This window comes from Hyphomicrobium sp. CS1BSMeth3 (genome assembly GCF_900117415.1).
In the GTDB taxonomy this organism is placed as follows: Bacteria; Pseudomonadota; Alphaproteobacteria; order Rhizobiales; family Hyphomicrobiaceae.
The window spans coordinates 841,361-863,413 of sequence record NZ_FPEI01000006.1 but is presented as its reverse complement, the minus strand read 5'-3'; the positions used below and the strand labels follow the sequence as shown (position 1 = coordinate 863,413).

21 protein-coding genes are annotated in these 22,053 nt (G+C 63.1%); 12 read left to right on the top strand and 9 right to left on the bottom strand.

Annotated elements, in window-relative coordinates; all coding sequences use genetic code 11:
• Positions 1 to 6 precede the first annotated feature (6 nt).
• From CS1BSM3_RS19130 to CS1BSM3_RS19115, 3 genes are all read right to left on the bottom strand, one after another.
• Positions 7 to 270, bottom strand: a complete 264-nt coding sequence (locus CS1BSM3_RS19130) for a hypothetical protein (protein ID WP_072389584.1) — start codon at positions 268 to 270, stop codon at positions 7 to 9.
• Between the two features lie 88 nt (positions 271 to 358).
• Positions 359 to 829, bottom strand: coding sequence for a hypothetical protein (locus CS1BSM3_RS19125; RefSeq protein WP_174263732.1), 471 nt, complete (start codon positions 827 to 829; stop codon positions 359 to 361).
• A 587-nt stretch (positions 830 to 1,416) separates the two neighbouring features.
• A complete protein-coding gene (locus tag CS1BSM3_RS19115; RefSeq protein WP_072389580.1) occupies positions 1,417 to 1,695 on the bottom strand; it encodes a hypothetical protein in 279 nt (92 codons plus the stop codon).
• A 3,372-nt stretch (positions 1,696 to 5,067) separates the two neighbouring features.
• Between CS1BSM3_RS19115 and CS1BSM3_RS19090 the strand changes: the two genes are divergently transcribed.
• Both CS1BSM3_RS19090 and CS1BSM3_RS19085 read left to right on the top strand, forming a co-directional pair.
• Complete coding sequence (locus CS1BSM3_RS19090) at positions 5,068 to 5,766, top strand: CBS domain-containing protein (RefSeq protein ID WP_072389570.1); 699 nt, start codon at positions 5,068 to 5,070, stop codon at positions 5,764 to 5,766.
• Positions 5,767 to 6,039: 273 nt separating this feature from the next.
• Positions 6,040 to 6,522 carry a GlcG/HbpS family heme-binding protein gene (locus CS1BSM3_RS19085; protein WP_072389568.1) on the top strand — a complete coding sequence of 161 codons (483 nt, stop codon included), beginning with the start codon at positions 6,040 to 6,042 and terminating at the stop codon, positions 6,520 to 6,522.
• A 172-nt stretch (positions 6,523 to 6,694) separates the two neighbouring features.
• Here the strand turns inward: CS1BSM3_RS19085 and CS1BSM3_RS19080 are convergent, their stop codons facing one another.
• Positions 6,695 to 8,125 (bottom strand): NAD-dependent succinate-semialdehyde dehydrogenase, encoded by a 1,431-nt coding sequence (locus CS1BSM3_RS19080; protein WP_072394071.1) that lies wholly within the window; start codon positions 8,123 to 8,125, stop codon positions 6,695 to 6,697.
• A 235-nt stretch (positions 8,126 to 8,360) separates the two neighbouring features.
• Here CS1BSM3_RS19080 and CS1BSM3_RS19075 point away from each other — a divergent pair, with 235 nt between their 5' ends.
• From CS1BSM3_RS19075 to CS1BSM3_RS19055, 5 genes are read left to right on the top strand one after another with little or no spacing between them, the layout of a single operon-like run.
• Entirely contained in the window at positions 8,361 to 8,570 is a 210-nt protein-coding gene (locus CS1BSM3_RS19075; protein ID WP_072389566.1) for a TOBE domain-containing protein, read from the top strand.
• 12 nt (positions 8,571 to 8,582) lie between these two features.
• Positions 8,583 to 9,083, top strand: coding sequence for a tRNA (N6-threonylcarbamoyladenosine(37)-N6)-methyltransferase TrmO (gene tsaA, locus CS1BSM3_RS19070; protein WP_072389564.1), 501 nt, complete (start codon positions 8,583 to 8,585; stop codon positions 9,081 to 9,083).
• Positions 9,080 to 10,150 carry an iron ABC transporter substrate-binding protein gene (locus CS1BSM3_RS19065; RefSeq protein ID WP_072389562.1) on the top strand — a complete coding sequence of 357 codons (1,071 nt, stop codon included), beginning with the start codon at positions 9,080 to 9,082 and terminating at the stop codon, positions 10,148 to 10,150. Before tsaA ends, CS1BSM3_RS19065 begins: the two co-directional genes overlap by 4 nt.
• Positions 10,147 to 11,157, top strand: coding sequence for a FecCD family ABC transporter permease (locus tag CS1BSM3_RS19060; protein WP_072394068.1), 1,011 nt, complete (start codon positions 10,147 to 10,149; stop codon positions 11,155 to 11,157). Before CS1BSM3_RS19065 ends, CS1BSM3_RS19060 begins: the two co-directional genes overlap by 4 nt.
• Complete coding sequence (locus CS1BSM3_RS19055; protein WP_072389560.1) at positions 11,157 to 11,924, top strand: ABC transporter ATP-binding protein; 768 nt, start codon at positions 11,157 to 11,159, stop codon at positions 11,922 to 11,924. The genes CS1BSM3_RS19060 and CS1BSM3_RS19055 overlap by 1 nt, the downstream gene beginning before the upstream one ends.
• A gap of 26 nt (positions 11,925 to 11,950) precedes the next feature.
• Here the strand turns inward: CS1BSM3_RS19055 and CS1BSM3_RS19050 are convergent, their stop codons facing one another.
• Complete coding sequence (locus CS1BSM3_RS19050; RefSeq protein WP_072389558.1) at positions 11,951 to 12,286, bottom strand: NIPSNAP family protein; 336 nt, start codon at positions 12,284 to 12,286, stop codon at positions 11,951 to 11,953.
• Between the two features lie 216 nt (positions 12,287 to 12,502).
• Here CS1BSM3_RS19050 and CS1BSM3_RS19045 point away from each other — a divergent pair, with 216 nt between their 5' ends.
• Positions 12,503 to 14,023, top strand: a complete 1,521-nt coding sequence (locus CS1BSM3_RS19045) for a glycosyltransferase family 39 protein (protein ID WP_072389556.1) — start codon at positions 12,503 to 12,505, stop codon at positions 14,021 to 14,023.
• Here the strand turns inward: CS1BSM3_RS19045 and CS1BSM3_RS19040 are convergent.
• From CS1BSM3_RS19040 to CS1BSM3_RS19030, 3 genes are all read right to left on the bottom strand, one after another.
• Positions 14,020 to 14,754 (bottom strand): DNA methyltransferase, encoded by a 735-nt coding sequence (locus CS1BSM3_RS19040; protein ID WP_072389554.1) that lies wholly within the window; start codon positions 14,752 to 14,754, stop codon positions 14,020 to 14,022. The two genes, CS1BSM3_RS19045 and CS1BSM3_RS19040, sit on opposite strands and share 4 nt — an antisense overlap.
• Before the next feature lie 120 nt (positions 14,755 to 14,874).
• On the bottom strand, positions 14,875 to 15,150 hold the full coding sequence (locus CS1BSM3_RS28105; RefSeq protein WP_143149282.1) for a hypothetical protein: 276 nt from the start codon (positions 15,148 to 15,150) through the stop codon (positions 14,875 to 14,877).
• A gap of 556 nt (positions 15,151 to 15,706) precedes the next feature.
• A complete protein-coding gene (locus CS1BSM3_RS19030; RefSeq protein ID WP_072389550.1) occupies positions 15,707 to 16,945 on the bottom strand; it encodes a S8 family serine peptidase in 1,239 nt (412 codons plus the stop codon).
• Between the two features lie 136 nt (positions 16,946 to 17,081).
• Here CS1BSM3_RS19030 and CS1BSM3_RS19025 point away from each other — a divergent pair, with 136 nt between their 5' ends.
• The 4 genes from CS1BSM3_RS19025 to CS1BSM3_RS19010 all read left to right on the top strand — a co-directional run bounded on the left by CS1BSM3_RS19025 (position 17,082) and on the right by CS1BSM3_RS19010 (position 21,037).
• Positions 17,082 to 17,624, top strand: coding sequence for an RNA polymerase sigma factor (locus CS1BSM3_RS19025; RefSeq protein ID WP_072389549.1), 543 nt, complete (start codon positions 17,082 to 17,084; stop codon positions 17,622 to 17,624).
• The gene (locus CS1BSM3_RS19020) at positions 17,621 to 18,409 is read left to right on the top strand and encodes an anti-sigma factor family protein (protein ID WP_072389547.1); all 789 of its coding nucleotides are present in this window, start codon (positions 17,621 to 17,623) and stop codon (positions 18,407 to 18,409) included. The genes CS1BSM3_RS19025 and CS1BSM3_RS19020 overlap by 4 nt, the downstream gene beginning before the upstream one ends.
• 114 nt (positions 18,410 to 18,523) lie before the next feature.
• The gene (locus CS1BSM3_RS19015; RefSeq protein WP_072389545.1) at positions 18,524 to 19,723 is read left to right on the top strand and encodes a glycerate kinase family protein; all 1,200 of its coding nucleotides are present in this window, start codon (positions 18,524 to 18,526) and stop codon (positions 19,721 to 19,723) included.
• Between the two features lie 231 nt (positions 19,724 to 19,954).
• Entirely contained in the window at positions 19,955 to 21,037 is a 1,083-nt protein-coding gene (locus CS1BSM3_RS19010; protein ID WP_072389543.1) for an LLM class flavin-dependent oxidoreductase, read from the top strand.
• 76 nt (positions 21,038 to 21,113) lie between these two features.
• Here the strand turns inward: CS1BSM3_RS19010 and CS1BSM3_RS19005 are convergent, their stop codons facing one another.
• Complete coding sequence (locus CS1BSM3_RS19005) at positions 21,114 to 21,800, bottom strand: outer membrane protein (protein ID WP_083528731.1); 687 nt, start codon at positions 21,798 to 21,800, stop codon at positions 21,114 to 21,116.
• Between the last annotated feature and the right edge of the window lie 253 nt (positions 21,801 to 22,053).

Sequence of the window (22,053 nt, the reverse complement as noted above, 5' to 3'; positions counted from 1 at the left end):
CCCCAGTCACATATCCAACACGTATCGATGCCGCTTAGTGCTTCGTGCGCCCGGCTTGTACGTGAGGTACTTGTTGCCGCGTGTGGCTTCCCTCATCACTTCGTCGGCCTGCTCCGCCATCCAATGTCGTGCGTAATCGACAACCTCTGCCTGGACGGTCTCCAGCGTGTCCTGCTGCCCGCACTTGGGACACGTCAGGATGTCACTTCCCTTGGCGTTCGCAGGGCCTTGCATGGGTACTTTGCACATCCCGCACTTGACGACAGACATCCAATTCTCCGCGCTCTAAGGGCCGTTCGAATCACATACTGATTCGGCAGACACAGCAAGCCCAGCGGAGATCAAGACAACTCGCACCTCAGTCGTTGTTAGGGAAGCCCAAGGCCAGCTCGGGATTGCTGAGGCGCCACGCTTTGTCCGCGTCGATTAGTGCATCCCCATATCTCAGCATCAGTTCGCCGCCGCTGAGATAGAGACGGGTAATGTAATCATCGATCCGCTGAGCCAATAACTCATCCGTGACCGCCCGCACGCCCATCTCATTTGCCATCGCGAGCCACTCTGCCATGTGTGCAATGACCTCGCTCGCAACCTTGTGCTTTAGCTCAGCAACGTTCTCCGTGAAGCTCTCGTAGTCCACGCGCGCAGTCCATATCGGAGGCGTTTCCTTGGCGGCCACAGCGGCTTGTAGACATCCACGCAGCACGTCGAGATACCGATCGAGGACAGGCTCAAAGCGCAGCCTCATGAATTCATCGAGGTCCGCCGCAAGGTCTTCGCCGAGCTGCTTGGCCATATCGGCAAGCCTCTGCCTCTCAGTGTCGCTCACCGAGCTGGGCTTCCTCCCGTTCTTCCGAAGCCATCCGAACATACGCCACTCCGCAGACTACTTGTTTTGCTCCCGCCACTCTGCAATCATCCCAGCCGGGACATCGCGCTCATAACACAACGGGCTCCGTCCTCCGGGCCTCGAATAGGCACTTCTCGCGCCACACTTCCTCCCGGCCCTATCCACGTTGTCCGGGCACGCGCAGTTTCCCGAATAGCTCGCCCTCGATGCCTGCACGATGAGAGCCGCGATGGCGAGATCCGTTAGCTGTGGCCCACGTGGTGGCTCGATCTCCTCTAGCTGCTTTGGTTGGGGCTTCGGCGCAGGTTGCGGAGTGGGAGGCGTGTTGTTGATGGGCGCTTGGGCGACGACTGATGGCGTCGATGCAGAGGTGGCGAGCGAAGGCGGCCCTTCCGATGTCGAGGATGTTTGAGCGCATCCCCAGGCGAGCAATAGCAACCCAAGCGCAATGAGCGATCGAAACCGATTACCTACCCCATGATGCCAAGAAAGATAGCATCAACGGGAGGGACTGCAATTGACTTCCGTTGCGCTTCCCCAGCACAGCTCAAGGCGCGCGCCCGTTCCTAGTTGATCGTGCCCGTGGGAGGGTCCTCGCCGTTGTCTTCTAGGAGCAGCATCGTGCTCGCTGTCTCCCTCGCCTCCAGTTCCACCGCCTTGGCGATCTTCTGCACTGCAGCAGAGAGGGCCGCATCTCCATGCCTGAGCAGCGTGGAAGCGAGGAGCGCACCATTGATCTTCGCCAGCGCCTGAGACACCCGCTCTACGGCTGCGGGATCACCCGCGAAGGCATCGGGCTCCGCCTCGAAGATCAGCTTGGCGATGTCCAGTGCGTGTTTGGCCATGTGGATGATTGCCCCAATTCCTCACTTCATCACCAACATTGTCGCTAACCCGTCGTTCACCTTAGGCCACGATTGCCCCGGGCCAGCAATCTCTCATTGAGACCCTACATGCATCCTGGGCACCGTATTGCACACCCTTTCTCGGCATCTGCATTGAACCATGCCGCTGAGGCGATGGAGCTACGTTCTATGCGTTCATTGACAACGGTTGCGCTATCGATCTTGAGTGCTGCGATTGGCCTGGCGCCTCTTACTGCTGCGGCCCAAGGCAGAATTGTGTGGGAGGGCGCCGGCTGGCAAGTCCAGCTAATGACTGCTCCATCCGAACCGCCTCTCTGCTGGGCTACGAAGTCCTTCGCAAGCAGATCTGGTGTCAGTGCAGAGATGGGATGGGGCTTTATCCGATCGGCCTCTGACCATTGGCATCTCGTCGCGGGAGGCCCCACAGCCTCTGCCTTTGTCGGCAACCCCGTAGCTGTCCATGTCGATGGCCGTATGATCCATGTGGCGACTCCACAGCAAATCAGCGGAGGCTTGGTGAGCTTCGGTAGCCTGGACGACTCAAGCATCAAGGCCATTGCTGACGGCCATGCCCTACGCGTCGTCTCTCCCAGGGCTCGCGCTCAGTTCCCACTTAAGGGCTCGCACGAAGCTTTGACGGCCACTCGCCTTTGCACGACGATCGCCAACAACTAGAGCAGGCCGCGTCAGTTTCAGTACCCACCTCGCATCGTCGAGGACGCTGCGCTAGCTATTTCAACAAGATCGTCCGCCGAACCGATCTCGATAGTAGCCGCCTGAAAAGCCCGCGAGGTCGCACGCAACGCCCCGCCTCACGAGTTCTCCCGCAAGGTCCTTCACGGTTGAAGTTTGGCACTGAGCCACGATCCTACCATGTGAGGTGGAGCGAGAGCGTCCGTCGCACACGGTGCCTTCTCCGACTGGCTTGCAAGTGATGTCCTGGCCTTTCACCAGCTCCGCCAGCGCTTGCCGCGCGGCGTGGTAGCCCGATTCATCTCGCTCGGGTGCATTTATCCCGCACAGGCGAACTCGCTCGCAGGAACCTCGTGGCCCAGCGCATAGGTCGAACGTATCACCATCGATCACGCGGGCAGTCCCAACGAGCGAGCCACCGTTACTCTTGCTGTCCGCGAACCAAGCATTGACGGCCGCCACGCACACCAGCAGAGCGGCAACCGCGAGGAAGTATGCCAATGGTCGGAACTGATCGGGTGCCATCCTCAGATTTGACCACCCGCCGCTAAGCCTTGAAATGCTGTCCATCCCCTTGCTGCCGCCTCCGTCATGTTCCACATTCGTTCTCATCAATAGCAGCGGCCGGCATGGCTGGCAATTTGGTGGGAGGTCGGATGGGTGGGAGGCGGCGGAAAGGCGAACTCAGCAGCTCAGCAATAGACAGCGGCTGGCCTCACCAAGTGGCTCTCCCCGAGTCCTCCTACGTCGGACGCAACTTCCCAATCGTGCACGGCTTCATCGCCAATGAGGAGCTGTCACTCTGTGCACGGGGACACGGCTTCTATCGCGACGGAAAGCATCACCATGTGTTCTGCTTCGCCGAGGCGGAACATGCCCAGCGCTTTCACGCCCGGTTTGGCGGTGAGATGATGACGCCCGAGACGCGGCCGGGGTGGCCCAACAAGCCGTCCCTAGCTGAGCGCCGAAGGAAATAAGGTCGCGCAGCGTCACAATTGCAGGGGCGCTGTGTTGTAGAGTGCTGTTCAACGCGAGCACGCCCCTCCTGAGAATGTGGGCCCTATCGAGATCGCTCCAGTAGCGCCTAGCTCGCATACTCCAACCCCGAGGACAGTTATGCGTACGGATCACCCACTGGGTATATCCGCCGATGAGCGCACCAGAATAGCGCGCGAACTGCGGAAAAGTCGAAAGCAGCGCCTAGAAGCCAAGCGGCGCCACGACAAGGAGCAGGGAGATATCCGAGGGATGGATGAAGTCATCCGTCAGCTGGGAGACGAGCACAAGCCCGAAAGGCGGGAGCAATAACGCTCTCATATGCGGCCGTGTCTTTGTCAAATCGACCTTCGCTGAGCTGATGCGCATCTGGCCGGTAAGCACCAGGATGAACGAGGCGGGGAACGAGGGAGCTGACTTGATTGATCCCATGGAGCTTGAGGCCGAGGCGTCAGGGACGCTCCTCTAACTTAGGCCTGATCGTCTGCCCGGCAATCTCCGTATGGGCGTCAACGCCCGAGCTATCTCTTGCTCCAGTGCCGCCTGTCGATCCACATACTGCTGACGCTCGTTGAGCAGCAATCTCAGCGTTGCCACATCAATCTCTGCGACCATCTCCCCGTCGATACTGATCTCCAGATGATCCGCGCTTCTGCCAATGGGCCTAGCAGCATCGCACAAGATGCGGACAGTCGCCTCTCGAAGTCGTCCACGCTCAACGTCCTGCTCTGCTGCCACATCCACAATTGGTTCGCGATTTCCCGACAGGCCAGACAGCACTGGCTCTATTCGCTGAAACTCAGGCAAGTGAGACGGTCCTTTGCGCACAGCCGAACGGATGCTGTCCCAAAGGAAGCGGGCCCCTGCGTTGAGGCCTCCCTTAATCTCGCTAGAATAGACACCAGCTAGGTATGCCGCGATGCTCTGTGCTCTCGGATCGAATGCGACCGCCCAAATGTCTGCGTGAGAGCCCACACGATTGGCGACGTGAAGAACGTGATAGCCACCTCCATCAGAGTACGAGGCGCGCGGAACCTTACCTGTTGTAAAGCAATGAGCATGAAGGGCCAGAAGGCGCCGAACAGCTTGTGTCGAGGTGGCGTGGTCCGAGCCGTCCAGCATCCCGCGGTCAGCTAGTCCGCCATGAAACCGAAAGGAGACCTCGAATCGATCGGCGCTCATGTTGCCTCATGCCCCAAGCGCAATCCTTCAGCTATGCACCGATTCGCTGCTTGTGGATAGATTGGCTCGATCGTGAGCGGGGGACGCGCTCCCCCAATTTGCTCCCCCAATCAAGCCGAGACATGCAGCAATATCAACGTGCTCAATGCCTTATCATCCGACACCTGACAGTCCTAGTCCCCCAGCCAAATACTTAACGCCAAAACAAAAACAGCACGCCGCGCCACAATCATCTCGGCCGGCACACCCCAGTCATAGCGCAGGGGCTGCGCCCTCCGGGCCACGAGCCGGTGGGATGCCTTTGCACGTCCATATCGCTGGGGCAGCCGTGCAACCTGGCTCCCTGGCGATCGAGCGGCGCGACACCCACATGTTCAAAGCTAGGCCATCACGGCAGAGCGCTTTCATTTGACTGGCATGAGAACCGAAGAGGTCCGGCGGCATTCCAGTGGGGCCTCGGCATTGATCGGAGGTAAGCCCATGCAGGCCAAAGACATCATGACGAGAGACGTTGCTACCGTGCGTCCCGGCGCCAGCATTCAAGAGGCGGCCAAGCTGATGACGGATAGGCGGTTGAACGGCCTCCCGGTCGTGGCGGCAGATGGACACGTGATTGGCATTCTGACGGCCAGCGATTTGTTGCACCGCAAAGAGACAGGCGCCGAAAGACGGCCATCCTGGTTCTCGAGCTTCTTTGCGAGACCGGATGAACTTGCTCGTCAGTATGCCAAGGACCACGGACGCAAGGCGCACGAAGTCATGTCGCGGCACATCATCTCCGTCGTCGAAGATGCCAGCCTCGGTGAAGTTGCCGATGTCCTCGATAGGAACGGGATCAAGCGGGTTCCCGTAATACGAGACGGGGTGCTGGTGGGCATTATCTCACGCAGTGACCTCGTTCGTGTTCTTAGTCAAACGCGCTTCAATGAAACTGCCCCCAGATCGGATGATGCCGCGTTGCAGCGCTCGCTCTTGGAGCAGATTCGCAAGCAACCCTGGTTGAACAGTGGCTTCGTCAACATCACCGTCAAGGATGGCGCTGTCGACGTTTGGGGCACGGTCAATTCAGCGGAGCAGCACACCGCACTTCTCGTGCTGGTGAAGGAGGTCGCAGGCTCAGCGGCTGTTGCAGATCATGTCAAGGTCGGCGCTCTGAACACCCTTCCCGGTTGGGTCTGAGCACGACGCCATTAGGTTGCGGAATTCGCCTCGGTGAGACAGACCCGAGTGACTTTCTCGTGCCGTTCCCGAGCACGCGGGGCCACAAGACGGGAAACGTGAGTGCAGACCGGATTGATCCGGTGGACCTGGACGACGACGAGCCAGGAACGCTTCTCCAGGCACGACGACGCGCGCTCTGAAGCCCCGCCGTTCTGCCATCTGCAGTGCTAGGATGCCCTCGGGTGGGTCCTTTCCGGAGCCACTCCCACCAACAATCCTAGGGAGGAGTACATGTCAAAGAGAACGGTTCTCTCTACTCTCGCCCTCGTATTGCTCGGGGCGGCTACCCCAACCATGGCGCAGGACCGGCGTCCCGAGTACGGCCCATCGGTCACCATCGCGACCGCCAAAATGGCCGCCGCGGGTGCACTCGCCGAATGCCAGAAGAACAATTGGAACGTGGCTATTGCGGTGGTCGATACGCACGGTTTTCTTGTGTACTTCGAGCGCATGGAGAACACGCAGTACGCAAGCATGGATATCGCCATTGGCAAGGCAAGGTCCGCTGCTACCTACCGGCGCCCGACCCGTGCCTTTGCCGATGTGATCAATAAGGGCGGTCCGGCCACTGCGACTCTACCCGGCGTCTTCGCCTCTCCCGGCGGCCTGCCACTCACGGTCGACGGGAAAGTTACGGGCGCGGTCGGGGTGAGTGGTGTCATCGCCGATCAAGACGAGCAGTGCGCCAGGGCCGGGTTGGAAGCGGCCAAGTAGAATTGCTCGCAGGCGAAAGCGGGTGGCCGATGCGGCCGCCCGTACGCGCACCTCGCCAGCTCCTGCTGAACCATGGCGTTTGCGGCTGCAGACGCAGCGCTCAGCACGGCCGCCGCCATCCGAAGCTGGAAACCTCGGATAGCGACCGTCGTGCTACGACGCGCGGCGCGGGCTATTGCGCCATGAGGTGCGACACGTTCTTCACGACCGTGTAGCACTCCAATCCCTCGGTGCCGCCCTCGCGCCCGTAGCCGCTCTCCTTGACGCCGCCGAACGGCGTCTCGGCAATCGAAGCCGTCAGGTGATTGATCGACAGATTGCCGGCCTCGACTCTCTCCGCGAGCTCCTCCGCATAGCGGGCTGAGTTCGTGAAAGCGTACGCAGCAAGACCGTACGGAAGCGCGTTGGCCTTCTCGATGGCCTCGTCGAGCGACTTCACCGGATTGACGATCGCCAAGGGGCCGAAGGGCTCCTCGCTCATCACACGCGCCGTGTCGGGCACATCCGCGAGCACGGTCAGCGGGAAGTAGTAGCCTCTGTTCCCGATCCGGCTGCCGCCGGCCATGATCTTCGCGCCCTTGTCCTTGGCATCGGCGACGAAAGCTTCCATGGCTTCGATGCGGCGATGATTGGCGAGCGGCCCCATCTGGTTGCTCTCATCGAGGCCGTCGCCGACCTTGAGCGCCTTGGCCTTCTCCGCGAAAGTGGCCAGAAAGGCCTGATAGTTCTTCTCGTGCACGAAGAAGCGCGTCGGCGAAACGCACACCTGTCCGGCATTGCGCGACTTGCCGATGACCGATGTGGCCGCAGACCGCTCCGGATTGGTGTCATCACACACGATGACCGGCGCGTGCCCTCCAAGCTCCATGATGGCGGGCTTCATATGCCGCCCGGCGAGCTCGGCAAGGCGCTTGCCGACAGGGATCGAGCCGGTGAAGGTCACGAGCCGCACGGTCGGCTGCGGGATGAGATGCTCCGAGATATCGGATGGCACGCCGAACACGAGATTGAGCACGCCCGGCGGCAATCCTGCATCGTGAAAAGCTTTGACCAGGAGCATCGCGCCGGCCGGCGTCTCCTCGCTGGCCTTCAGAATGATCGCGCAACCCGCCGAAAGCGCACCAGCGACTTTACGTCCCGGCGAGCTCATGGGAAAGTTCCAGGGAGAGAAAGCCGCGACGACGCCTATCGGCTGGCGAAGAACTGTATGCCGCATGCCCGGCTCGCTCGGGATGACACGGCCATACACACGACGGCCCTCGTTGGCGTCCCACTCGACGATGTCGCAGCCGCGCAGGATTTCGAGCCGCGCCTGAGCAATGGGCTTTCCCTGCTCGAGCGTGAGCGCCGTCGCCATCTCCTCGACGCGATCCCGCATGAGCCGAGCGGCCTTGAGGATGATCTCGGCACGCTTGGCAGGCGCTGTTCGTGACCAGACCCGATGGCCCTCGGCCGCCGCCGCGAGCGCAGCATCAAGATCGTTGCGCGTCGCGTGTGGGACGATGCCGAGGGTGCTCTCGTCGGCTGGGTTCAGCACGGGCTGGCCGTCGGCCCGCTTCCATGCCCCGTTGATGTACATCTGAAGTTCGGGATAAGCCGCCATGCCTTTGTCCTCCATCGATCCGTGGGTTCATCGAAATATCTATATGGATATCTCGATGGGTGGAACAGATCCCTCGTCCGACCCGCCATGCACCGACGCGATGGCAGTTGGCTCGATACCCAGCCGCCTAAGCCACCGCGCCTTACGCAACCCCCTCCGCAGTGCTTTGCTTCATCACTGAAGCGTTGTATTCACATGGATATCTAGAGCTGAGGCCCAGGAGGAGGAAACCTGCATGAAGATCAGCGCGCGCAACAGACTGAAGGGGAAGATCGTCGAGGTTACGAAGGGCGCGACGACCGCGCACGTCCGACTGGACGTGAATGGGACCATTGTCACCGCGTCGATCACGAACGAGGCTGTCGACGAACTCGGTCTTGCCGTCGGCAAGGAGGCCTACGCCATCGTCAAGGCCTCGGACGTCATGGTCGGCATCGACGGCTAGAGTTGGCTCACCATGGTTCGACTGAACGAGATCCGCGCGAACGAGGCGGCGGTCGCCCTTCCCGACAACGCCGACGCCGGCCTCTTCTTTGTCGGCCGCTGCCACACACCTTGGACGGACCGCCTGACCTGCCCGCGGCAAGGGCGCCTCGACGGTCCGCTTTGCAGGATCGAGGTCTTCGAGCCCTGGGTTGCGGCCCTCGACGGCATTGCTGAATTCGAGCGCCTGGAAGTCCTCTACTGGCTGCACGAGTCTCGTCGCGATCTCGTTCTGCAGAGCCCTCGCAATGATGGCGTTGCACGCGGGACTTTCAGCCTGCGAACGCCCGTGCGGCCAAATCCGATCGGCACGCACATCGTCCAGCTCGTTCGCGTGGAAGGGCCGAACATCTTCGTGCGCGGGCTCGATTGTCTCGACGGCACGCCATTGATCGACCTCAAACCGGACCGGACGCTTTTCACGCCGCTCGCACCGCGTCAGCCGGGCGACGATCAGGTTGGAGACGAGCGATGAGCAGCCTGATCCGATCCATCTTCGCGCTCACCTTGCTGGCGCTGTCTGCTGCGGCGCCCGCCTTTGCGCGAACCGTCACCGACTCGGCCGGACGGACCGTTACTCTGCCCGACCGCATTGCGCGCGTGATGGCTGCTGGGCCGCCGGCATCGGCTGTCGTTTACTGCCTGCTCCCCGAAACCATGGTCGGATGGCAGCGCGCGCCGCGCAAGGAGGAGATCCCCTATCTGCTCCCTTCGACGCACAATCTTCCTGAGCTCGGGCGCCTCACCGGACGTGGCGATACGGCGAACGTCGAGGTCGTGCTGAAGGCCAACCCGGATCTGATCGTCGACTTCGGTTCTGTACGCCCGACATTCATCTCGCTCGCCGAGGCAACTCAGCAGCGCACGGGCATTCCCTACGTCCTCGTTGACGGGCGCTTCGAAGCAACGCCTGCTTCGCTCCGCCTGCTCGGCAGCATCCTCGGCGTTCCCGAGCGCGGCGACACCTTGGCGAAGTACGCAGAAGATCTCTTCCAACGAATAGGCGCGCTCGCCGCTACAGTCCCGGAAGAGAAAAGGCCCGGCGTTTATCTCGCGCGTGGCGCCAAGGGATTGGAGACGGGCCTGCGCGGCTCGATCAACACCGAGATCATCGAACGAGCAGGCGGCCGCAACGTCGCCGTGTCGGATGACCGCCGCCAGGGCATTGCCAATGTTTCACCCGAGCAGATCCTGCTTTGGGCGCCGGAGGTCATCGTCACCTGGGAACGCAACTTCTTCGATGCGGTGACCAAGTCACCCGATGTGACCTGGGAATCGGTCCCGGCAGTACGCAACAAACGCGTCTATCTCGCGCCTACGGCGCCCTTCGGCTGGATCGACGGACCACCTTCGGTCAACCGCCTGATCGGACTCGCCTGGCTTGCGCACATCCTTCACGGCGAGCGCTTTCCCTTCGACATCCGGCAGGAGACGCGTAAGTTCTACAAGCTCTTCTATCAGGTCGATTTGACCGATGCCGACCTCGAGACGTTGATCGCATGGGCGGATGGCCAACCACCGACGACGCTCCGGCAGCGATGAAATCGAGCGCCGGCGCGATCGCAATTCCGATCCTGTGCGTCGTCTTGATCCTGTCTGTGCTCATCGCCCTGACCATTGGCGCATATCCGATCACGCTGGAGGGCTTCTGGAGCGCCATTGCCCGTCTCTGGTCCGGTGAGAGCGCGCAGACGCCGGAAGAGCGCGTGCTCCTCAACATCCGCGGGCCTCGCGTCATCGCGGGCATCCTGGTTGGCGCCAGCCTCGCGAGCGCCGGCGTCGTCTATCAGGGGCTTTTCCGCAACCCGCTCGTCTCGCCCGACATCCTGGGCGTCTCTGCAGGCGCGGGGCTCGGCGCCGTTCTCGGCATTTTCCTCTCGCTCCCGCTGGCCGCCATCCAGGGGCTCGCGTTCGTCGGCGGCATAGCGACCGTGAGCCTCGTCTATGTGATCGCGAGCGCGGTGCGCGGGCGAGATCCCACACTCGTGCTCGTTCTTGGCGGCGTCGTTGTCGGCGCGCTCGCGGGCGCTGCGATCTCGCTGCTCAAGATCCTCGCGGATCCCTACGACCAGCTTCCCGCGATCACATTCTGGCTGCTCGGAAGTCTCGCAAGCACGCGGGGCGCCGAGATCACGGGCGCACTGCCGGCGGTTCTGATCGGCCTCGTCCCCCTGGTCCTGCTGCGCTGGCGGATCAATGTGCTCTCGCTCGGCGACGAGGAGGCGCGGTCGCTCGGCATGGAAGCCGGACGCGTGCGCGCCGCCGTCATAGCGGCCGCGACGCTGATGACGGCAAGTGTCGTCGCGATCTCCGGCGTGATCGGATGGGTCGGTCTCGTCATCCCGCACATCGCCCGCATGATCGTCGGGCCGAACTTCGAACGTCTCCTGCCGACCGCTGCGCTCATGGGCGCATCCTACCTCGTGCTGGTCGATGTTCTCGCGCGTTCGATCGCCCGCATCGAGGTCCCGATCGGCATTCTCACAGCGGTTGTCGGCGCGCCGTTCTTCCTTTGGCTGCTCTGGCGCGGCCGCCATGGATGGTCATGATGCGCATCGAGGCCGAAGCTCTCGCATTCGGATATCCCGAGCATCCTGTCGGACGTGATGCGTCGCTGTCGGTCGGTGCCGGCGAGGTCATGTGCCTCCTCGGACCGAACGGCTGCGGGAAGACGACCCTCTTTCGCACGCTGCTTGGCCTTCTGCCGCCGCAGGGCGGGCGTGTTCTTCTCGGCGGCGAGGACATCGGTGCGCTCCCCCGCGCGGAGACTGCGCGCCGCATTGCCTATGTCCCACAGGCACAGGCGGAGATGTTCCCTTATACCGCGCTCGATCTCGTGCTCATGGGCAGGATCGCGCATCGCGGCATGTTCGCGGGCCCGAGCAGCGAGGATATCGCCATCTCGCGGCAGGCACTCGCGGATCTCGGCATCGCAGCGCTCGCCGAGCGCGACGTGACGCGCCTGTCGGGTGGCCAGCGTCAGCTCGTGATCGTTGCGCGCGCACTGGCCCAGGCCGCGCCGCTCATCGTCATGGACGAGCCGACGGCGAGCCTCGACTTCGGCAATCAGGTGCGGGTTCTCTCGGAGGTGCGCCGGCTGGCCGGTCGCGACATCGGCATCGTGCTGTCGACGCACGATCCCGATCACGCCTTTGCCGTCGCGACGCGGGTCGCACTGATGGCCGACGGCAAGATCGTGGCCTCCGGGCCACCACGCGAGATCCTTACATCCGAGAGGCTTCGCAGCGTCTATGGCGTAGAGGTCTCGGTGGAGGTTCTTTCGGACGGCCGATCCGTCTGCTCGCCCAAGTGGTAGGTGGGCGCACTATCGGTATTGCGCCTTCACGCCCCCGCGGCCTTGCTCCCGGGAACCTTGAAGAACGGCGCCGGCACGAGGAGCTTATTCTCGACCTTTGCGACGAGCGGCCTCATCTTCTTCGCGTAGGACTGCCACTCGGGCGCTGCCAGCAGGCGCTTGCGCCGCTCGAAACGGTCATCGAGGCTCTCATAGCCCCACATATGAACGATCTGATTGAGCGGCCCGAAGTCGGTAAAGTAGTAGCCCACCATGTTTCCAAGAATGCGCACCTGGCATTCCATTCCTTCCTCTTCATAGAGCTTGAGGAACACTGGGACTTGCCCCGCATGAAGGGTATAAATCCGCTCGTCTACGAACATGCTTGCGCCTCGCTGGGTCGATGATTTCCGCAGAGGCTACTTGCCTCGATCGACTGTGTGAGATCAACACCGACATGCAGCCGCCGACCTGACCAGCCCGCACGGGTGATCTGCTCTGTCTGCGCCACGATGTCGCTTGCAGCCGGCCCCGGTCTCGCCTGTACGATGGCCGCCTGCCCGGGGAAATTTGGCGAATTGCGGTAATGGGGACCAGCAATGAGCTTGCAGGGAAGTGCCGACGAGGTCCGAGCGGCCCCGCTGCTCGGCAGGACATTCTGGCTGGTGCCACTTCCAGTTCTTGCATTCATGGTCTGCCAGTTCGTGGGTTGGACACTGGCACCAGCGCTCACGCACATCTCCGTCCCGCTCGATGTCGCAGAAGGCTATGCCTGGGGCCGCGAATGGGTCATCGCTACCTACAAGCATCCCGCGCTGCCCAGTTGGTTACTCGAAGGCTCGCGCGTGCTGACGGGCGCCATAGGATGGCCCGCGTATGTCATCTCGCAGCTCTTCGTCATGGCGACGTTTCTCATCGTCTACACGCTCGGCAATGATCTGCTCGGCCGGCGACGCGCCATTGCGGGCACGCTGCTCCTCGCAGGCGTCGCGTTCTTCGCGTGGCCGACGGTCGAGTTCAATCACAACATCGCAAAGTTGCCGATGGCCGCCGCACTGCCCTTGACGCTCTGGCGCGCCGTCGAACGGCGATCGCTTGGTTGGTGGCTTCTTTTCGGGATCACGGCAGGCATCGGCCTCTACGCGAAACTGTCGACCCTGCTGCTGCTGGCCATCCTTGCTTTGTGGATGCTCTGGGACGCGAAGGCCCGCGCTCAGATCCTGACGCTCGGCCCGTGGCTCGCCGCGGCCACGACAATCCTGATCTCGCTGCCTCTGCTCGACTGGCTCGTGCGCCACAATTTCGCGCCGCTTGCCTATGCGGCTGCGCGCACTCATGAAGCGAGTGCGGGCTACCCGCAGTTCTTTGCCGACGTGGCCCTGAATGTGGCGGGCCTCTTTGCGTTGATGGCAATCGCGGGACTGCTGCTGAGAAAGCGTGCGCCCGCCCCGGCAGATGGAGGAGATCAGAAGCCCGACGCACGCATCGTCAGCTTTCTCGCCATCATCACACTCGGCCCGCTCATGGTCGCGACGACAGGAGCCTTGCTGACGGGTTCAGGTCTCAAGGCGTCCTGGGGCAACTCGATGTTGAGTTATGCCGGCATGTTCGCAGTTGCCGGATTGAACCTCCGAGTTACCGACGACGCCATCCGCCGCCTCGCCATCGCCGCCATAGCGATCACGATCGTCACACCGCTCGCGTACGGCGTGGCCGTGGTGGTTGACCCGCGCAAATCCGCTCCAACGCGTGTGAACTGGCCACAGGCCGAAATCTCGCGGCGCATGGTCGAGATCTGGGAGCGGGAAACCAAGGCGCCCTTGCGGATCGTCGCGGGCTACTTCTGGGTCCCGGACATCATCACGCTGACGGCCCCAACCAAGCCCTCCGTGCTCACCGGCCGCTCGCTGGCTGACTCGCCGTGGATCACACCGGCGCGCCTGGCGCGCGAAGGCGCACTGCTCGTCTGGGATGGATCCCCCAACAACCCGCCGAGGATCCTCGCTTCGCTTGTTCAAGGGCGAGAAATCCGGCAGGAGCGCTTCACCGCCGAGCGCCTGCCGAAAGGCCGCGAGATCGTGATCAACTATGCCATCCTGCGGCCGGCTCCGATTGACTAGAGGCCTTTCCAGCGCTGCGCCGCGCTCGCCTTCCAGAACACGAGAAAGTAGGAGTGGTTCTTTCGCGCGTGCACCTGTTTGAGCACGCGGCTCACGCCCGGATTGTTGCGCCGGACGACGACAAAGAGATCCTCCGTCACGAAGCCCAGCTTCTCGACGAAATTGATGATCTCGACGTGCGTGAGACGCTGCCTGTTGGCACACACTTCGTCCTGGCACTTCACGATATAGATGCCGCCTTTCTTGAGCACGCGGTACGCTTCCTTCGCGGCGTCGAAATACAGATCGAGCACCGCCTCGTGGTACTTCGAGCGCGAGAGGGCTTTGTTGTTGCTGTAGTACGCTTCGTAGTTCTGATGATCGACGTGCGCGGTGCCGCCGGGCGTGTGCATATAGGGCGGATCGAAGACCACGCAGTCCAGCGAGCCCTCCCCATAAGGGAGATCGCGGGCATCGACGCCGTCCTTCAAGTCCGTGGCCTTGAGATCGTAGCGACGGCGATCGACGCGCTTCCAGAAAACGCCTTTGCCATACGTGACATCGGCGATCTTCGCGCCAGGCGCCACATAGAGCTCGAGGATCTGCGGAAACACCTCGTCATTGGTGGCGCGCGAGGCGCTGAAAACCAGATCGTTGGTGGCCGCCCCTTGAGGCGACTTCCGTCGGGGTTTGGACGGTGCGTCCCATTCCAAGCGGGCGGCCTCACCCCGCGATGCCCGGTCAGCGCTCATGATCCCCTCCGACGCCTCATGCCGACAAGCATTGCTTCGGAGAAAAGACGCAAGCGGAACCATATGAAAATCCCCGGCCTTCGCAGGCCGGGGACCAGAAACTCGGTGATGTCGCCCGGCTCAGCCGCAGTACCAGACGGGACCAACTTGCACGCAGGCCCCTGGACGCCGGCCGCGGCCATCCCAGCGACGGCACGACCTGCGCTCGCCGAAGCGGTTGTGGCGATGCCAGCCACCTCGGTCGCGCCGGCAGTCCGCGTGATTGCCGTGAACCTGAATGATATCGCTGCGCACACCCCCCGGGATGTGGCTCATGTTGGCAGGTGCAGCCGCGGCAAAAGTGGAAGCCGATGCCAGCATGGCCGCTGCAGCGAACGCCTTTAATGCGAAGTTCATCGATTGCTCCTCGTGTTGCACCCCGGTCCCTCGAAAACGTTCAAGCCGGATCGTCGGTTCCAAAATAGTGCGACGACGGGAATGCCATATCAGGCGCCGTATGAACGGCAGCAAAACGTTCCACGCAGGCCGATGCGATGATCGAGGAGACGGCTTTCGTCGGCGAAGTAAACGCTTCGCCCGCCGAACCCCTTGACACCCATCCCCCATGGCACAAGATGATAAAGTGATGGTCGCGATCGATCGCGGTGCGTCGAAGCTGTAGGCACACGCCGCCCGGTGATTTGGAGATCGCCGACTGTCGAGTGACAACAGCGTGTGGAGGTCGCATGGAGCCACCGCAGCAACGCACAGGCCGGAGCCGAAGGGCGAAGGCGCGGTTTGGTGGCGCCAACTGATCAGGCCAAACCGAAATCACTCACAATCTGGATATCGCGAACGGGGCGAAAGGCCTCGTAAAGAAGCCCGGCTTGGCTGGGCATGAATCGGAAGAGATGAAGGGCCCCGTTTCACGCCACGCGTGACGGGGCTTTCGCTTTTCCGGGTTCTGTCGGAGTCAACAACCCTTCGGCGTCTCGAACTGGATGAGCCCCCAGCCGAAGATGGGGTCGTGTCCGGGGGCGCCGAGATCCTTGGCTTGCGCACGCAGACGGCCGACAGCCTCGGCACCGCTTGCCTTTCCGCCAAGGCTCATGGCAAGCGCCGCCGTGACGAACGGCGCCGCAAATGACGTACCATCCACACGCCTGTGGGAGCTGCGCGGCGCCGCGACGACAAGGCCCACGCCTGGCGCGGCAAAGGAAATATGCGCGCCGCGGCTCGAGAGACGCGAGGGCCGCAGGCGCACGTCAATGGCTGATACGGCAAGGACGTTCTCGTATCGCGCCGGATAGCCTGTCGCGCCACCGTCCGGGCGGCCCGCCGCCGCAACCACACTGACGCCGCGTGTCGTCACGCGTTGCATGGCCTCCGCCATGACCGGATTGGCGGGGCCGCTGAAACTCAGATTGATCACGCTCGCGCCATTGCCGACCAGCCAGTCGAGCGCCGCCACCAGATCAAAGACATCGGCCGCATCGCCATTGCCGGCGCGGTGGAAGGCATCGACCGCGAGCACGCGTGCCTGTGGCAGCACCCCGACGATCCCCGATCCGGGCTGCCCCACGAGCAGGCTCACGACACCTGTTCCGTGCGCCGCATCCGAAGGACGTCGGTCCTGGCGGCGAACGGTTGTCGTCGTGAGCTTCGCACCCGAGAGACTGGGATGGCTCGTATCGACTCGAGTGTCGATGACGCCGATGCTCAGAGCAACCGGACATGCCATCAGCGATGGCCGCCACGCCGTGATCTCGAAGCTCTCGCAGCGCTCCCGGCACAGATCCCCGGTCGGCTGGTAGCGTGACAGCGCGTAGCGACGAAAAAGATCGTTCCGTGCGGCTGAGGCGCCGGGAGCAAGCGCGCGAGCGAGTTGCAAGGCCGAGGCTGCGGAGCGCCCGGGTGGGCCTTCTACGCGCGCGATCGAGCGGTCGAGAAGCGCGGATGGGCTCTCGCGGGCGACGCGAAATCCCTGGGCCAGCAGACGCGCGCGCGCTGCAGCATCAAGCCCGACAATGACGAGCTCTGCACGAGGCCGGGCGCGCCGCGGACGGTCGTCGTCATCATCATCGTCATCGTCGTCGTCATCATCGTCCGCGTGGGCGAAGCCGTCAGGCAGGAGGCCGGGCGCAAGCAGCGGCACGCTGAGCGAGAGGATCAGCGCCACGAGAAGCACCTGGAACCAACTGAGATCCCGCACGAATTGCTCCTTTCTCCCGGCAAAGATTAATCTCACTGCCGGCCGGGCGACCGCGCCCGCCAAGAAAAGCCAATACTGTCGGGAATGAAACGCCCATGCCAGCGTTCTATTCCGAGGACAGCGACCGCGAGATCGGATGACCGCCAGCGAACCTGACATTCGTCACCAGATCGTGGCGCTGCTGCCGCGCCTCAGGCGCTTTGCCCTGGCGCTCGCGGGCACGCGCGACGTTGCCGACGACGTGATGCAGACTGCCTGCGAGAAGGCGCTCGGTCACCTCGGCCAGTTCACGCCCGGCACGCGGCTCGACAGTTGGATGTTCCAGATCGTGAGGACAACCTATATCGACCATTTGCGCCGCAACCAGCGCCGCCGGAACACAGAGCTGACGCCCGAGCTCGCCGAGAGCCTCCCGAGCGATGCGCGAACCCACGAGCAGATATCCGCGCGAGCGGATCTCGCTCTCGTGCGCGCCGAGATCGCGCGCCTCCCCGAAGAGCAGCGCGAGGTGCTGGCGCTGGTCACCATCGAAGGCCTCTCCTATCAGGACGCCGCCGACGTGCTCGGCATCCCCATTGGCACGATCATGAGCCGGCTGTCGCGCGCCCGCAAGAAACTCGCCCGCGCCATCGATGAGCCGCGCACTGGGTCGGGCCCGTTGCAAGGAGCCCAGCGATGAGCCGCTTCTCGGACGAAACGCTGATGGCCTATGCCGACGGCGCTCTTCCACCCGCCGAAGCGGCGGAGGTCGGGGCGGCTCTTGAGAACGATGCCGAGGCGCGCGCCACCGTCGAGAGTTTCCGCAGCACGGCGACCCTTGCGCGCGCAGCATTTGCGGACATGGCAGCGGAGCCTGTATCGGATGCCCTTGTTCGCACCGTGCTCGGCACCGAAGCACCTGCGGCGAGCGTCACGAATTTCCCGCCTGCGCGTAAGGCGCGGCCGCCGCTCTGGCGCAGTATGTTGCCGCTCGCCGCAAGCATCGCTCTCGTGCTCGGGCTGGCGGCTGCGCTGTTCCTGCGCCAGCCCGCGCCGGTCTTGCAGGGGCCTGTCATGGCACTTGGGCCGATTCCGTCAGGCACAGCGCTCGCCGAGATCCTCGAGACGCGCCCGAGCGGCACGCCCGTCGCACTTCAGGAGCGAGATGCACAAGGCAGCGAGCATCTGATGATCGTCGCAACCTTGCGCGATCGAAATGGGCGCATCTGTCGCGAGGTCGAGGCGCTCGATAAAACCATGCAGGCGCGGCTCGCTGGCATCGCCTGCCGTGATTCCGCGAGCCGCACATGGATTGTCGAGGGCACGGCACGCATTGCGGCGTCATCGCCATCGGGCGGAAGCGACTTCGTGCCATCCGGCGCCGAGGAGAAGGACGCGCTCGAAGGGCTGCTCAGCATTCTCGGCGCGACGAAGGCATTGCCTCCTGAGGAAGAGCAACGCCTCATTGCCCACGGCTGGCGGTGAGCGCGACCGGGGCGGCTTCGCGCCTGCTTTCTGCAATGTGCTCGGGAATAGCCCCCGCGATGCGCGCGTTTCCCGATGGCAAGACGGCCACCAGACCGGAGCGCGCGCAGCCCCATGTGCATCACTGTCCTCATTGCCCCGAGCGGGCTCAAGGAATGCCTCTCCGCACATGAGGCCGCTGCCGCCATGGCCATCGGCGTGCGTCGCGCATGGCGAGATGCACGCATTTTCGAAGCCCCCATTGCCGATGGCGGCGAAGGCTTCACTGCGGCCCTCGTCCGGGCGACAAACGGCACGCTCCACGCTGTCGAAGTAACCGGCCCGACCGGCGCACCTGTTCAGGCACACATCGGCTTTCTCGGCGTTGGAAGAGCGCGTACAGCCGTCGTCGATATAGCTTCCGCGGCCGGGCTCGCGCTCATTCCTGAGGGGCAACGCAATCCCTCGGAGACGACCAGCTTCGGCGTCGGAGAGCTTATCCGCGCAGCACTCGACCGCCGGGCAGATCGGATCATCGTCGGCTGCGGCGACAGTGGTGTAAACGACGGCGGTGCGGGCATGGCCCAGGCCCTCGGTGCGCACCTTCTCGACAGGAATGGCCGGACTATCGACCGCGGTGGCGCCGCGCTGGCGGGGCTCGCCGGCATCGATCTCCGCGGCATCGACGCGCGCCTGGCCAAAGTACGGATCGATGCCGCAGTGAACCCGCACAATGCGCTCCTCGGCGCGCGCGGGGTCACGCGGATCTATGGTCCGCAGAAGGGCGCGCGGCCTGATCAGATCGACGTTCTCGAGCGGGCGATGGCGAACTTCGCCCAGCGCCTGCGAGAGGCCACCGGCGTCGATGTCGCCAACCTGGCGGGGGCAGGCGCTTCGGGCGGCATCGGCGCCGCGTTGGCTGCGATCTGCGGCGCCGTGCTCCATCCTCGCTACGACATCGTCATGCGCTACACATGCTTCGACCGCCGCCTCCCCGAAGCCGACCTCGTACTTACGGCCGAAGGAAGCCTCGACGGGCAAACGCCTTTCGGAAAGATCCCTGCAGAAGTCGGCCGTCGTGCTGCCGCGTATGGCATTCCGGTGATCGCCTTTGCCGGCCGTATCGGTGAGGGCGCCGAGGCCAATCTCGATCACGGCATCAGCGCCTACCGGAGCATCAACACGCGCCCCATGCCATTGGCCGAGGCCATGGCCAATGCCGAGCGTCTGCTGGCCTCTTCCGTCGAGTACACCCTGCGCTCGATCGGCGGGCGCATCCTCCGCTCGAGAATTCCTTCCGAGCCATGCGCCGAGCCAGTGCTGCGCCGCGCCTGAACGCCACGCCTGCCTCCGCCTTCCAGACCATCACGCCTTGCATACTTCCGATGCCGTACCGGCAACGCGCGTCGCGCAACCGTGATAGTCAATCCGCCTAAATCTGATGCAGACTGATCAGTGCCGGAAACCGGCACGCGCTTGCGGGACGACGGACACAACTGCCGCCCGCCAGCCAACGAGTTGCTTCGAGAATTCGGAGCGACCGACAAATCCGATGGAGGAACCCCCATGGAACTCGGCTATTTCACAATGCCGTCGCATCCCCCCGAGAGGCCGCTCAAGGACGGCCACGAGTGGGAGCTGCAGGTCATCCGCTGGCTCGACGAGCTCGGCTACAAGGAAGCTTGGATCGGCGAGCATCACACCGCGCCATGGGAGCCGCACCCCTCGCCCGACCTCGTCGTCGCACAGGCGCTCATGCAGACGAAGAACATCCGCCTCGGGCCGGGTGGCTTCCTTCTTCCCTATCATCACCCCGCCGAGCTTGCGAACCGCGTCGCCATGCTCGACCACATTTCGGGCGGCCGCCTGAACTTCGGTGTCGCCGCCTCGGGCCTGCCGAGCGACTGGGCCATGTTCAACGTCGATGGCAACACCGGCGTCAACCGCGAGATGACGCGGGAAGCGCTCGACATCATCCTCAAGCTCTGGTCGACGAACGAGCCCTTCGAATACGTCGGCAAGTTCTGGACCGTGAAGAACCCCGAGATGATGTACGGGTTCCTCAAACCGCACATCAAACCCCTGCAGAAACCCTTCCCGCCGATCGGCGTCGCCGGACTCTCCAAAGGATCGGACACGCTGAAGCTCGCCGGTGAGCGCGGCTATATCCCGATGAGCCTGAACTTGAACCCGGCCTATGTCTCCAGCCACTGGGAGTCGGTCGAAGCGGGCGCGGCGAAGACGGGACGCAAGCCGAACCGCCGCGAATGGCGTTTGGTGCGCGAGGTGTTCGTCGCGGATACGGACGCGGAGGCCGAGCGCCTGTCCGTCGAGCTGCACATGGGCCGCATGATGCGCGAGTACTTCCTCCAGCTCCTCGCGAACTTCGACTTCCTTCCCTACCTCAAGCACGACCAGAGCGTACCCGACAGCGACGTCACCCCGGAGTATTGCGCCAAGCACAACTGGATCATCGGCTCGCCGGCGACGGTCGCGGAGAAGATCGAGAAGATCCACAATGACGTCGGCGGTTTCGGGCACCTGCTCGTGTTCGGCTTCGACTACGTGGATCATCCGCAAGCGTGGCGGCACTCGCTCGAGCTGCTCGCGAAGGAAGTCCTGCCGAAAGTGAAGCACCTCTCGGCCTGAGGACGGGCAAAACAAAACGCCCGCCGGAATGATCCGGCGGGCGTTGTGCGTTTTCGCGGACTAGGGCGAGGCGCCGTCAGAACTTGTAGTTGATGCCACCGCGGACGACGTGAAGCTCGTCAAAATCGACATTGATCCGTGCGCCCGGAACCGTGTTGCGCATGTCGCCAAGGTCGACGAAGAGATACTCGGCCTTGACACTCCAATTCCGATCGATCTTGACCTCGACACCGCCACCAGCAGTCCAGCCCGCCAAGGTATCCGTCCTGCTGCCGGCGCCATTGGTGCTCACGTGAGCATCGGCTATGGCCATGCCAGCCGTCACATAGGGCATCCAGCCGTTCATATCCCAGCCTACTCGTGCGCGCAGGGTCATAAGCCAGTTGAGCGACGACGAGCATCCGGCGATGCAGGCCACGGTCGAGGAACCCGAAACATCGGTGTAGGAGAGGTCACCCTCGAAACCCCACACGAATTGCCCCGTTTGCGAGTTGTAGCCGAGCGTTCCACCGCCAATAAAACCGTCGGTGTCGTAGTCTCTGGTGGTGATGAGAGTGTCGATATTGGTCTGACGCGACGTACCCCATCCATAACCCGCCTGCAGCCCCGCATACGCACCCGTCCAAAGATAGCGCGGCGCGCCGTAGTCCGGGCCATCTTTCAGTGACGGGCGTCCGAGATCAGCAGCCTCTGCCGTCGGGATCGCGACTGCAACGGCAAGCAAAACCGGCGCAGCAAATTTCAAGACCGACTTCCACGACATGGACGCCCCCTTAAGCCTTGGCTCTGGCTTCTCTGATGTGAAGTAATGCGTGCGGGCGGCCGAATGCTTGTAACAGTGCCTCGCTCGAGCACTACGGACGCGCCTGATATGTGAGTTAAACCTTGCGATGTATACGCGTCAATCGAAGCAGTGGGTCGTGCTTATTTGTTTTCCAATCAAGATGCTGGCCAGCAACACAACGCTGCAGGCCCACCGCAATAAACAAAACGCCCGCCGGAATGATCCGGCGGGC